This is a genomic window from Myxosarcina sp. GI1(2024) (genome assembly GCF_053543375.1).
Genome location: NZ_JBKGTY010000010.1, coordinates 120,210 through 132,781, shown reverse-complemented (window position 1 = coordinate 132,781; position 12,572 = coordinate 120,210). Strand labels below are relative to the sequence as shown.

At 42.0% G+C, this 12,572-nt stretch carries 10 protein-coding genes and 1 riboswitch; of the genes, 6 read left to right on the top strand and 4 right to left on the bottom strand.

Annotated elements, in window-relative coordinates; translation table 11 throughout:
- Positions 1-27: 27 nt before the first annotated feature.
- The 3 genes from ACLFKQ_RS25825 to ACLFKQ_RS25815 all read right to left on the bottom strand — a co-directional run bounded on the left by ACLFKQ_RS25825 (position 28) and on the right by ACLFKQ_RS25815 (position 2,455).
- The gene (locus tag ACLFKQ_RS25825; RefSeq protein WP_449002541.1) at positions 28-567 is read right to left on the bottom strand and encodes a COP23 domain-containing protein; all 540 of its coding nucleotides are present in this window, start codon (positions 565-567) and stop codon (positions 28-30) included.
- Positions 568-683: 116 nt separating this feature from the next.
- Positions 684-1,718, bottom strand: coding sequence for a cobalamin biosynthesis protein CobW (gene cobW / locus ACLFKQ_RS25820; RefSeq protein WP_449002540.1), 1,035 nt, complete (start codon positions 1,716-1,718; stop codon positions 684-686).
- Positions 1,719-1,774: 56 nt separating this feature from the next.
- Positions 1,775-2,455 (bottom strand): HupE/UreJ family protein, encoded by a 681-nt coding sequence (locus ACLFKQ_RS25815; protein WP_449002539.1) that lies wholly within the window; start codon positions 2,453-2,455, stop codon positions 1,775-1,777.
- A 31-nt stretch (positions 2,456-2,486) separates the two neighbouring features.
- A riboswitch (cobalamin riboswitch) is annotated at positions 2,487-2,632 on the bottom strand.
- Between the two features lie 70 nt (positions 2,633-2,702).
- Here ACLFKQ_RS25815 and argJ point away from each other — a divergent pair.
- Complete coding sequence (argJ, locus tag ACLFKQ_RS25810) at positions 2,703-3,944, top strand: bifunctional ornithine acetyltransferase/N-acetylglutamate synthase (RefSeq protein WP_449002538.1); 1,242 nt, start codon at positions 2,703-2,705, stop codon at positions 3,942-3,944.
- 172 nt (positions 3,945-4,116) lie between these two features.
- On the opposite strand, the gene ACLFKQ_RS25805 is transcribed toward argJ, so the two are convergent.
- Entirely contained in the window at positions 4,117-4,965 is an 849-nt protein-coding gene (locus ACLFKQ_RS25805) for a DUF2267 domain-containing protein (protein ID WP_449002537.1), read from the bottom strand.
- A 652-nt stretch (positions 4,966-5,617) separates the two neighbouring features.
- On the opposite strand from ACLFKQ_RS25805, the gene ACLFKQ_RS25800 reads away from it, so the two are divergent.
- From ACLFKQ_RS25800 to ACLFKQ_RS25780, 5 genes are all read left to right on the top strand, one after another.
- A complete protein-coding gene (locus tag ACLFKQ_RS25800; protein ID WP_449002536.1) occupies positions 5,618-8,449 on the top strand; it encodes a PAS domain S-box protein in 2,832 nt (943 codons plus the stop codon).
- Positions 8,450-8,469: 20 nt separating this feature from the next.
- Complete coding sequence (locus ACLFKQ_RS25795; protein WP_449002535.1) at positions 8,470-8,901, top strand: response regulator; 432 nt, start codon at positions 8,470-8,472, stop codon at positions 8,899-8,901.
- Positions 8,888-10,177 (top strand): ATP-binding response regulator, encoded by a 1,290-nt coding sequence (locus ACLFKQ_RS25790; protein WP_449002534.1) that lies wholly within the window; start codon positions 8,888-8,890, stop codon positions 10,175-10,177. The genes ACLFKQ_RS25795 and ACLFKQ_RS25790 overlap by 14 nt, the downstream gene beginning before the upstream one ends.
- Positions 10,178-10,244: 67 nt before the next feature.
- Positions 10,245-11,306 (top strand): ATP-binding response regulator, encoded by a 1,062-nt coding sequence (locus ACLFKQ_RS25785; protein WP_449002533.1) that lies wholly within the window; start codon positions 10,245-10,247, stop codon positions 11,304-11,306.
- 201 nt (positions 11,307-11,507) lie between these two features.
- Positions 11,508-12,416 carry a DMT family transporter gene (locus ACLFKQ_RS25780; RefSeq protein ID WP_449002532.1) on the top strand — a complete coding sequence of 303 codons (909 nt, stop codon included), beginning with the start codon at positions 11,508-11,510 and terminating at the stop codon, positions 12,414-12,416.
- The last annotated feature ends 156 nt before the right edge of the window (positions 12,417-12,572 follow it).

Sequence of the window (12,572 nt, the reverse complement as noted above, 5' to 3'; positions counted from 1 at the left end):
TATCTTTACTGTTTATTTTGCCTAGTTTTACTCATTAACGGGAACTTTTTCGAGAAATCTTTCGAGATCGACATAAAATTCACCATCGCTATAAAAACCAGGATCGTCTGCACTTAAGGTCAGGGTCTGACCGCTGACGCTACGACGAAAATCAACCAATCTGACCAAGATTACTTCTGGGTCGGTTCCCTGCTTCAGAGTAATCAACACATTGGGGTCGGGACATTGACCATTGCGAGCTTCAGCAACACAAATTACTGGCTGTTGGTTGACACTTCCCGTACGAATATACTTTAAGTTACCTTTATCCAAAAACTGTTGAAAACGGCGAGAGATTTCCAAGCATCTCGTTTTTGGCGTCCATCGATCGGAAAACGAATTTGCCCACTCAATTAGAGTTACTCTGCCTCTAGGAGTATTGACAAAAGTGTTCCATTTGCCGTTAAGTTGGGCGCAATAATAAGTGTTATTGTTGACTCTAGCTAGACTGGCTAAAGGAGAAACGATCGCTCCTCCTAAGACGAAGCTCATTCCAGCAAGCATTCCGACTAGCGATCTTAGTTTCATAGCTTTCGCTCTCTATAAATAAATATATTTAAGTTTATAATACGACGAAGCTATACTTAGTATGCAGTATAAAGCGATATATTTTACTTATATTCCAAGTAGTACGAGTATGGGATTTATTTTAAAATTGCCGCTTCTACCAGCTTTTTATCTAAATTACGTCCAATCGCAACCAAGCGAGTTTGTCGCAGTTCCTCAGGCTGCCAAAAGCGGTCGTAAAAGCGATCGAAACGATTACCTACTCCTTGTAATACCAACCGCATTGGCTTTGCCTTTACATTGACGAAACCTTTAATGCGGTAAATCTCATGCTGTTGTAATAGCTTTTGTAACTGTGCGATGAGAGTTTCTGGTTCAAAAGCGCGATCGCAAACGATTTCGATCGAATTAATTTCATCGTCGTGTTCGTGGTCTGGTTCATCATCGTGATGGGAATGACGGTTGCTCAAATCGTCTTCGACAGCAGCATTAAAACCCAGTAACAGCTCTGGTGCGATTTCTCCTTTACTGACGACTGCAATTTTTACCCCGGGAGACAATTCACTTCGGAGCCAAGTTTCGATCTTTTCTCTATCGGCGGAATTTACTAGATCGGTTTTGGTTAATAGCACCAAATCCGCACAGGCTAGCTGGTCTTCAAATAGTTCTTCTAGGGGTGTTTCGTGTTCTAAATTGGGATCGGCTTGACGCTGGGCTTCTAACGCCTCCAAATCTCCAACAATCGCACCGTTAGCTAATGCCTGACAATCTACTACGGTAACTACTCCGTCTACCGTGGCACTATTGCGAATTGCCGGCCAGCGAAAGGCTTGCACTAGGGGTTTGGGTAATGCCAGTCCTGAAGTTTCGATTAGCAAACAGTCGATCTTATCTCTCCGCTTGAGTAATTCTTGCATGGTCGGATAAAACTCTTCCTGTACCGTGCAGCACAAACAACCGTTAGTTAATTCGATAATATTGCTCTCGGCAGTTTCTACTTCATCACACACCTGACAAGACCTCAATAATTCGCCGTCTATTCCCACCTCGCCAAATTCGTTGACCAGAACGGCAATTCGTCTGCCTCGATTATTTTGTAACAAATGGCGCACTAAAGTTGTTTTTCCCGCGCCGAGAAAACCAGAAATTACGGTTACCGGTATTTTATGCATTGATTTTGTCGATTGTTAATAGTTGATGGTTAATTGTCTTTTGCCTGAATTTTTTCTCAACCGATGAGCGTATTAGTGAAGAAAGCCAAACCCAAACCAAAAACGGTAAAACCCACAAAGCGCAAATTCAAATTAGCCTTATTGTCCGACAGAGAGCGAGCGATAATTAACTTGCCCACAAAAAAAGCGATCGCGCTAATTACTAATTGAATTAGACAAAAACCCAGTAAATAAGCACCGAGAGGAGTCATTTCCGCACCAAAAATTGCTTCTCCATAGGCATAGCCGTGGAAAATTCCCGCTACAGCTGCCAAAACAAGATATAAAACTGACTTATTATGTTCTTGTCGTGCTAGGTAAATCCCAATAAGCAAAACCGAAGCAGCAATAATTAGTTCTGTTAGAGGTAATTCGACACCGAGTAGATGTATTCCAGTTCCTAAAGCTGTAGCAACAATAAAACTTACTGGAATTATCATTCCCCATCTAGAGTTTAAAGCTGCTAGTAAACCGACAGCAATGGTGAAGGACAGATGGTCGATACCGATAACTGGATGACCCAAACCAGATAAAAATCCTTCAATAAAATTACTGGGAACTTGACCGCCAAAAGGATGATGGGCATGGGCTGGTTCGATGCCAATAAACCAGATAAACAGCAGCAAACAACCAAATAATAGTGGGACGATCGCCTGAGATTTTTTCAGCGATCGCAACTGAAGCGATAGAGCAGACATTATCCGTACCTCGCAGATAAATGTGATTCAAGTTTTAAAGCTACCAGCGGCGGGCATCCTGACTTAGAGCATCTAGAGTTACTCCTTACAGTTGCGGGACAGCGTCAGATTTGCACTGAACTTTCCCCCTTGCGTCTGATGGCTGATCCCCATCAAAACCGATGTTGCAGATGCAGATAAGTTTTAATCTACCACAAGATTGGTATAATCAGCTAAAAATCAAAAAATATATAAATCGTTGAGCATAATGGCAGACTGGCAGGTAGTAAGCGGTGGTATAACTGCACCCAAAGGATTTAAAGCGGCTGGAATCAGGGCAGGATTGAAGGCTTCGGGTGCCAAGGATTTGGCATTAATTTTATCCGAATCTGAGGCGATCGCTGCAGGAGTATTTACCATCAGTCAGGTGCGGGCTGCTTGTGTCGATTACTGCCGTCAACGTCTCCAAGCTAAAGCTAGCGCTAGGGCGATTCTTTGCAATGCCGGACAAGCTAATGCCGCTACGGGAGAATCAGGGTGGCAAGATGCTCTGGACTGTGCTGAGTTATTGGGTAGAGAATTAAATATTGCTAAAGATTCAATTCTACTGGCTTCTACAGGTGTCATCGGTCAGAGAATTAAAATGGATGCTTTGCGACGAGGAATACCTCAATTAGTTGCCGCAGTTTCTGTTGAGGGGGGTAAAGATGCTGCTAAAGCCATTATTACTACCGATTTGGTTACCAAGGAAATTGCTTTAGAAACTACTATTGAAGGTCGTCCCGTTAGAATTGGCGGTATTGCTAAGGGTTCGGGAATGATTCATCCTAATATGGCAACCATGCTGGCGTTTGTTACCTGCGACGCGGCGGTTTCCACTCAGCTATGGCAAGAAATGCTCAGGCGAGCTACCAACCGCAGTTTCAATCAAATTACCGTCGATGGCGACACCAGTACTAACGATACTCTACTAGCTCTGGCTAACGGACAATCCCGTACTTCGGCGATCGTGGATAATAGCAAAAACTCTGAAAAGCTAGAGGCAATGTTAACCGCAGTCTGCCAACATTTAGCCAAAGCGGTTGCCCGTGATGGCGAAGGAGCTACTTGTCTGATTGAAGTACGAGTATCGGGAGCGATTGACGACCGGGCAGCTTCAGTAGTAGCTAAAACCATTGCTGGTTCGTCTCTAGTCAAATCGGCAGTTTTTGGGAGCGATCCTAACTGGGGCAGAATTGCTGCTGCCGCAGGTAGAGCAGGGGTTAAGTTTCATCAGGATGAGTTAAATATTACCTTGGGGGATATTCAACTGATGCAAAATGGACAGCCCCTTCCTTTCGATCGCACTGCTGCTAGTGATTATCTCGCTCGGGCAGCCGCAGGAGAATACTTACAGAACGACACGGTATTAATTACGGTTTCTATCGGCGTAGGTAAGGGAAGCAGCGTCGCTTGGGGTTGCGATCTGACCTATAAATATGTCGAAATCAATGCAGAATACACGACTTAGAAGAGAGGGAATAGAAATAAATAAAAAAAAGAAAGGGTAATAGCATAAATATTTACCCTTTACTCTTAGTGAGTCTAAATAGTCTCAATGTCAAAGCAGATTCTTCTTTAAGGCACAGTAGCCGTAACTTCGTCCCTTAATCCATTGAACATCTATCTGTGTCTTCGAGTAATTAAGCTTCCTGCCAGAGTTGTTTGATTTTTCCTGGCAGAAATTCTCCAATTTCGGCGACTCTTTCGGATGATAATTCATCTTTGGTCGCCGAGAAAATTGCTTTGACTACTTTTTCGGCATTGGTACCTTTGGGCAACCCTCCTTCCTGTTTAATGCGAAAGAGAAAAGTTTCATCGTCAAATTTTAACGGAGGACGAACTTTACTCAACCAAGACACGATGGGATTTTCATCTTTCCACAGTTGGGCAATTTCTTCCTGTAGTCTCTTTTTATCGGTAGGTTCGGCAGGTCGATGTAATTCTGATTCGACTTTTTCTGCTGCCTCGGTACTCATTAAATCTCGCATCGTGCGATAGACTACGGTGACTAAATCTCTGGCATCAAAGATATCGGGAAGTTCGGCTTTGAGAGCAACTTCTTCTAGAAAAGGTGTATCTTTGCCGACAATTGTAGTTACGGGACCCTCATCCAATGCTGACGGGGGGCTTTCTTGCATGCGCTCGAGCATTTTTTCTCCTCTATCGGTCAATGCGGCTCGTTTGAACCGAATTAAATGAGGTAGGGGTCCATCGGGAGCACCTAAAGTATTGGCAACGCGAAAATCTACTTCTTTAGAATCGATTACATCGGGTACGTCTTCTTGATTGGCGTAGGCATTACCCGTAAAATCGGCATCGATATACTCTTTTTGATTGAGATAATCTAAATGTCCTAGAAAATCCGAGATGGTCAGATTTCTACCAGTAAAATCCGTACTTTTAAAATCTACCGTGTGACCAGTGTTTTCTCCTGCTTTGATTTTTTGTAGCAGGATGTACATAATGTCCTCTCTTAAATTAATAGGCATATTTTTTCTTTTCTTTTATGAATTCTGTATTTATTTTTTGCTAAATTGAGCCTCTTGGCAATAGTCGAACTGAGTTAATATTTATTTATATTTATTGAGAAACCGCTCGATTCCAGTCTCGGATCGATTTATACTTCTGTTTTACAATACTTTTTTTATTTAACATCTACTAAAAGAAATAGATTTATTTTGAACTTTGGTTCGCTCGGAGATGACGATTGGCTTGAAGATAGAGAAGACTTTTTGTAGTCTGTAACCAATCTAATATCCTTTGCCATTGGCGATCGCACCAGCTACTCATTAATAATATAGTACAGAAAACTACTGAAGGATTACTGGTCTAGAAGTTTTGAATTCTTATTTTCAACAGAAATAAACATTCAAGCAGTTGCCACTACTTAAAACTATAAATAAAATAATATTTTATAATTTTTACTTCATACCTTGTTGCTAACAGCACAGTATTCTTAGATTTAATTGACAATTCAAATTCTTTCCTCCGCTAGAGGAAACAGTGAAACGGTTTTATTTAAGGTGATAAAACGTAGAACAGTTGTTGAAAATATAAATTTTAGTAAACTTGGGTCTATTGGTAGTTATTAAAGACAAAGCAAAAACTGAGAAAAACTAAAACTCAACCATTAGAACAAAAATGCAATCATGTCAGCAAGAAATAGAAAAATTAAAACAAGAACTGGCAATTTATCGCTCGCGCTACGATCGCTTGCTCGCCGCTAGCAAAGATATTGTTTGGCTGGCAGAATCGCCGGGAATTATTACTTACGTAAATTCTAATTGGCGAGAATACACGGGGTTAGAAATTACGGAAGCGCTCGATCGCTGTTTTCTAGAGTCGCTGCTGCCAGAAGAACGAGACGGTTTTCAAACTCAGCTCGCCCGAATAGACCATCTCAGCAGTGGCTGGCAAACTACACTGCGGTTGAGAGATAAATTTGGCGAGTATCAGAGCTTTTGCTTTGAAGTCAAGCCGATTCGCGATCGCCAAGAACGCATCGTTGAATGGATGGGAGTCGGCAACAAGATTGAAGCATCGCCACAATTGGCTCGCGAATTAACTGCCGAACGAGAATTCATACGCGCACTGTTAGACAATCTTGCAGAAGGAATCGTCGCTTGCGATCGCCAAGGGGTACTGACTTTATTCAATCGCGCTACTCAAGAATTTCACGGGCTGCCGCAAAAAGCGATCGCGGCTGCCGATTGGAGTAAGCACTACGATTTGTACTATGCCGACGGGGAAACTTTGATGAGGCAAGAAGATATTCCTCTATTTCGGGCTTTGCAAGGAGAATCAGTGCACAATGTCGAAATGGTAATCAAACCTCAAAACGCTAAAATGCGTCATCTTTTGGCCAGCGGCGAGGCGATCGTTACCCCTACAGGAGAAAAATTAGGCGCAGTAACAGTAATGCGAGACATTAGCGATCGCATTGCCGTAGAACGGGCTTTAAAAGATAGTCAAACTCGGTTTAACGGCGCATTCCAACAAGCCGCAGTCGGCATGGCAATATTATCTTTAGAAGGTCGCTGGCTAGAGGTCAATCCCGCTCTGTGTAAGATTATCGGTTACACTTCAGAAGAATTAAATCGTACTACTTTCCAAGCTATCACTCATCCCGAAGACCTACCGCGCGATTTAGAATTGACTCGGCAGTTAATCGACGGAGAAATTGATAGCGTTACTATAGAAAAACGCTATATTCACCAGGAGGGTTATCCGGTATGGCTCAACATCAGTACTTCGATAATGCGCGACGAAAAAGATGAACCGCTCTATTTCGTATCGTTATTTCAGGATATTACCAGAATCAAACATACTCTTCAGGCATTAGAAGAAAGCGAGAAACGCTATCGTTTGATTGCCGAAAACTCCAGCGATTTAATTTCCATTCAGTCTTCAGAAGGAATTTATCTATATGTTTCTCCTGCAATAGTAGAAATTTTAGGCTATCAACCCGAAGCGACGGTCGGAAAATCTCTCTTTGACTTTCTTCATCCCGAAGACGCGCTGGCATTCCAAGCAAATATCAGCCAGAACCAAAAACAGCCCGACATTTATACCCACACCTATCGAGTTCGTCACCGAGACGGTAGCTATATCTGGTTAGAAACTACCAACCGCAACCTCTATCAACCAGATGGAAAATCCATTGCCGAGATTGTCTCCGTATCCCGTAATATCAGCGATCGCAAACGAGCTGAAGCGGCAATTACCGAGCTTAACGAACAGTTAGAAGCACGAGTCAAACGACGCACCGCACAACTAGAAGCAGTAGACCGCCACAGAAATTTATTACTAGATAAAGAGCGAGAAGCACGAACCAAAGCAGAAGCAGCACAGCAAAAAATCGAGCTTTATGCCGATATCGTCAAAAATATTCAGATTGGAATTATCGTCTGTCAATGGAAAAATCCAGAAAACTCCGATAGTTTTAAACCAGTCGATGTCAATCCCGCTGCCGAGCGGTTGGCTGACTGCGACGTACGGCAGTTAAAAGACCGTTCGATGTCAGCCTGTTTTCCAGGGTTGGTCGAACTGCAAGTTGCTCGAGCCTACATCGAAGTCATTCAAACTCAACAAGTGCGATATTTGGGAGAAGTAGCCCATTTAAGCGATCGCGTCAGGGATTCAATTTTTAATGTCCAGGCTTTTCCCCTACCAGGACGCTTGGTTGGTTTGACTTTAGAAGATATTACCCAGCGCAAACAATCGGAAATAATGCTGGAAACTAGAGCCACAGAACTAAGTAAGTTAAATACCATGCTTTTGACAACTACAGCGCAGCTAGAAAAACGCAATCAAGAATTAGATCAGTTTGCCTATGTTGCTTCTCACGATCTCAGAGCGCCCCTAAGAGCGATTTCTAATTTATCTGAATGGATTGAAGAAGACCTAGAAGACAAATTAACCGATGAGACTCGCTATCAAATGGATTTGTTGCGGGGCAGAATTCAGCGCATGGAAAATCTGATTAATGGTTTGCTTGCCTATTCTCGTGTCGGTAGATTGAGAGCCGAACCAGAAAACGTCGATATCGGAAGTCTACTGCAAGAGATTATTCAGCTTTTAGATGTTCCCGATCGCTTTACAATTGAAATAGGCAATAATATGCCCACTGTAGTTTCCGAACCTTTGCCCCTACAGCAAGTTTTTACCAATCTGATTGGCAATGCCATCGTCCATCACGACCGCTCAGACGGCACGGTGTCGATCGCCGCTACCGATTGCGGTGAATTTTATCGCTTTAGCATCAGCGATGACGGACCTGGGATTAATCCAGATTATCATCAAAAGATTTTCACGATCTTTCAAACCCTTCAGGCTCGCGATCGCAAAGAAGGTACGGGAATTGGTCTCTCAATCGTTAAAAAAGCAGTTGAAGAACGAGGAGGGAACATTGAAATGGAATCCGAACCAGGTAAAGGTACGACTTTTTACTTTACCTGGCGCAAATCAGTTTAGTAAGTAACATATATTGGATTATGGAAGAACGAATTATTAATATTTTGCTGGTAGAAGACGATGAAGTCGATATTATGAATGTCAAAAGGGCATTCAAAAAACACAACATCTATAATCCTCTATTTACTGCTAGCAATGGAATTGAAGCTTTAGAAAAGCTTGGAGCGATCGAGGGTAACCAAGAGGTTATTCCCGCGAGTCGCCGCTTAGTTTTACTCGACCTTAATATGCCTAAGATGAATGGTTTGGAATTTCTCCACAAATTGAGGGAACATCCCGAACTCAAGTTAACCCCAGTGATAGTTTTAACTACGTCTGACGAAGATCGCGATCGCGTCGAGGCATACAATCTCAATGTAGCAGGCTATATTCTCAAACCCGTTACCTTTGGTAATTTTGCCGAAGTCATGATTGCTTTAAATAAATACTGGACTCTATGTGAAATGCCTTAGAGCCGATAGCTATTTAAGTCTCGACCTCCAAGCAAATAATTCAGAATGCCCGACTTTAGTAATGGATGAAACCTTAAGGATTTTGATAGTAGATGATGATGAAGTAGACCGTATGGCGGTAAAACGCGCTTTGCAAAAAGGCGGTTTGAAAGTAATTTTCAGCGAAGCGGAAAATAGTGCTGCAGCTTTAGAACAGTTATGTTTTAACTCAAATCGCCACGATTTTGACGTAATTTTACTCGATTACTATTTACCAGATAGTAACGGTTTGAGCCTGATCGAGCAGCTGAATAATTTAGAGGTCGCAGTACCTTTAATCGTGCTTACGGGTCAAGGAGATGAAGAAATCGCTGTAGAAATTATGAAAGCAGGAGCCGCCGATTATCTATCTAAATCACGAGTTTCTCCGCAAAACTTGATTCAAACTATTTCTAGTGCGATTCGCGTCAACCGTGCTGAGAAAGCGGCAGCAATAGCAAATCAGCGATTACGAGCGACTAATGAACTGCTGATGCAAAAAAACCGCGAATTAAAACTACAGCAGCAGCAAATTAAATTACAAAACATTCAGTTACAGGAAGCCTCTCGTCTCAAATCTGAGTTTTTGGCAACTATGTCCCACGAACTGCGAACTCCAATGAACGCCATTATGGGGTTTTCGCAACTGTTATTGCGTCAGTATCCCGATCCTTTAACCGAGCAACAGTTAAATATTGTCAGTCGAATTTTTAACAATAGCCAAAGTCTCTTAGAAATGATTAACGAACTATTAGATTTTTCTAAAATCGAGGCAGGCAAATTCGAACTTAACTTTCGCCAATTGGAACTAGACCGATTAGTTTATCTCACCGTTGAAGAACTGCGATCGCTTGCAGAACAAAAAAAAATCGAGCTAACCACAGAAATCACTCTACAAAATCCCACCATATTTCAGGACTATAGTTGTTTGAAAAGAATTCTGGTCAACCTTTTATCTAATGCGATTAAATTTACCGAACGCGGTCGCGTCAAAGTTAAAGTATGGGAGCATGGAGACGATATAGTAATTTCGGTTGAAGATACGGGGATTGGCATTAAAAAAGAGGATTACAAGCGAATTTTTGAAGCTTTTCGCCAAGCAGATCAATCTATCTCACGCTCTCATACTGGTACTGGCTTGGGATTGGCAATTACTGATTCTTTGATTAAGATGCTTCAGGGCACGATAAACGTAGAAAGTGAAGTGGGAGTAGGTTCGGTTTTTTGCGTCAAAATCCCTCGTAAGGCTTATATTTGAAGCTAGAACATTATTTTAAAATTATTAGATAGATATAATCATCCCTTTATAAAAAATTTATTTTTCTATGTCGTCCGCTATAGCTTTAAAAAAAGACCGGATTCTTGCTGTAGATGATACCCCCGATAACTTATTTTTATTTCAATTAGCTCTAGAACAAGAAGGTTACGAAGTTTGTTTAATTGACGATGGCAAAAAAGCTCTCGAAAAGATCAAACAATCTCCGCCCGATTTAATTCTCTTGGATGTAATGATGCCTGGAATTAACGGTTATGAAGTAACTAAGCAAATTCGCCAGGATCGCAGTTTACCTTTTATTCCGATTTTATTAATTAGTGCCTATCAGGAGTCTAGCGTTATTCATGGTTTGGACGCAGGGGCAGACGAATTTATTCGCAAACCGATTCAAATTGAGGAATTGCAAGCTAGGGTTCGTTCGCTGCTGCGACTCAAGCAAACTATCGATCAACGGGAAAATTTCGTATCTTGTCTGACTCATGACCTGCGCACCCCTCTAGTTGCAGCTAATAGGATGTTGACTTTAATGCAGCAGGAAGTTTTCGGAACTATTTCCGATGAAATGAAAGAAGCAATTTCTAACATTAATAGTAGCAATGACAATTTGCTCAAAATGTTAAATACGATGCTGGAAGTACATCACTATGAAGTAGGGAGAAAAATTCTGAGCTTTATCGAATTCGAGCTCTCAGAATTGGTTGAGGAAGTAACAACAGAACTCAAACCTCTGGCAGAAGAAAAAGGCTTGGAGTTGAAACTAGAGGTTCTACCCGACGTGACTGTCAAAGGCGATCGCTTAGAATTGCGTCGCGTTCTATCTAATTTTATTAGTAATGCAATTAAGTTTACCGACAGTGGCTTTGTCGCGATACGCTTACGAAAGAGTGACGAAAGAGCGATTTTGGAAGTAGAAGATACGGGAATCGGCATTCCTCAAAGCGAACAAAAGTCTATTTTTCAGCGTTTTCATCAGGGCAACCATCGCCGTTCTGGTAAGGGTTTGGGTTTATATTTATGCGAGCAGATTGTTAATTCCCATGAAGGAAGTATTGAAGTCGAATCAGAAGTCGGTCGAGGAACTATCTTTACGATTAAACTACCTTTAAAATAGTCATCGTCAATGTAAACAACCATCATAAAAGTACTCAGTTTCGAGCGTCATAGTATCGAGGTCTTTTGGTTAGCTGTTTAGAGGCACTTCGAACATGACATGGCTCTGTTGTCGATCGAATCTATGAAATCTATTCTGATTCGTGCGTTAAATTTAACTTAGCAACGCCTCAATTGAAAACTTTGACGATCGACAACATTTATGACTTTTGTTCCGGAATTTATTGGAGAGTTAGCAGCATTGAGTGCTGCTTTTTTATGGGCAGTTGCTTCGATAGTTTATACCCGCTTGGGAGCGAAGATTTCACCACTACGACTTAACGCTTATAAAGGTGTTATCGCGATCGCACTGTTAATCCTGACTCTGTTCTGGCAAAAAGCCACCATTAACCAGCTAGCTTTATATCCCACGGTCATGTTATCCCTTAGTGGCATAATTGGCATTGGTTTGGGAGATACTGCTTATTTTGCCGCTCTAAATAATTTGGGCGCGAGACGTACTTTATTACTCGAAACCCTGTCCCCTCCCATAGGGGCACTTTTAGCCTTAGTTTTTATTGGCGAACGGCTAACGGTTAGTGCCTGGTGTGGCATTCTGCTTACCCTTGGCGGTATTATTTGGGTAATTAGCGAACGTATCCCCCTTACTTTTCAGCAGCATACTCGGCTACGGTTGGGAATTATCTGGGCAGTTTTAGCGGCGATCACTCAAGCCTTCGGTGCTGTTATTTCTCGTTTTGCCCTGTTATATTCCAATATCAGTCCCTTGAGCAGCGCGACAATACGTTTAATAGCCGGTACTGCAGTCGTCTGGTTGCTCTTACTAGCTACCGAGAGCAAACAAAATCATTCCCCTCAGCCGCAACTATCCCAACGTAACTGGAGCGCAGTGGCGATCGCCGCCTTTGGCGGTACTTATTTAGGTATCTGGCTACAGCAAATCTCGTTGAAATTTTCACCTACAGGTATCGCTCAAACTCTCTTAGCCACTAGTCCTCTATTTATTTTGCCCCTCGTAGCATTAATGGGGGAAAAAGTTAGCCTGCGTGCCATTTTGGGAGTGCTGGTTTCATTAGCAGGGGTGGCATTTTTATTTGTAGACGTGATTTAGCTCGACAGGCGATCACCACAATCAGGTTTAGCTATGTCTAGCGACCAAAACCGTCAAGAAGCTCGTTACAAAACTTGACAGAAATCAAATTATTAGTTAAGGTTTAAATGTGGATGAGAAAACACATTATATTTTTATCTCGTTTCCCATCCAGTT

Excerpts from the sequence above, each read along its gene's own strand:
- ACLFKQ_RS25825 (WP_449002541.1), bottom strand. The coding sequence starts at position 567 with ATGAAACTAAGATCGCTAGTCGGAATGCTTGCTGGAATGAGCTTCGTC.
- cobW (WP_449002540.1), bottom strand. The coding sequence starts at position 1,718 with ATGCATAAAATACCGGTAACCGTAATTTCTGGTTTTCTCGGCGCGGGA.
- ACLFKQ_RS25815 (WP_449002539.1), bottom strand. The coding sequence starts at position 2,455 with ATGTCTGCTCTATCGCTTCAGTTGCGATCGCTGAAAAAATCTCAGGCG.
- argJ (WP_449002538.1), top strand. The coding sequence starts at position 2,703 with ATGGCAGACTGGCAGGTAGTAAGCGGTGGTATAACTGCACCCAAAGGA.
- ACLFKQ_RS25805 (WP_449002537.1), bottom strand. The coding sequence starts at position 4,965 with ATGCCTATTAATTTAAGAGAGGACATTATGTACATCCTGCTACAAAAA.
- ACLFKQ_RS25800 (WP_449002536.1), top strand. The coding sequence starts at position 5,618 with ATGCAATCATGTCAGCAAGAAATAGAAAAATTAAAACAAGAACTGGCA.
- ACLFKQ_RS25795 (WP_449002535.1), top strand. The coding sequence starts at position 8,470 with ATGGAAGAACGAATTATTAATATTTTGCTGGTAGAAGACGATGAAGTC.
- ACLFKQ_RS25785 (WP_449002533.1), top strand. The coding sequence starts at position 10,245 with ATGTCGTCCGCTATAGCTTTAAAAAAAGACCGGATTCTTGCTGTAGAT.
- ACLFKQ_RS25780 (WP_449002532.1), top strand. The coding sequence starts at position 11,508 with ATGACTTTTGTTCCGGAATTTATTGGAGAGTTAGCAGCATTGAGTGCT.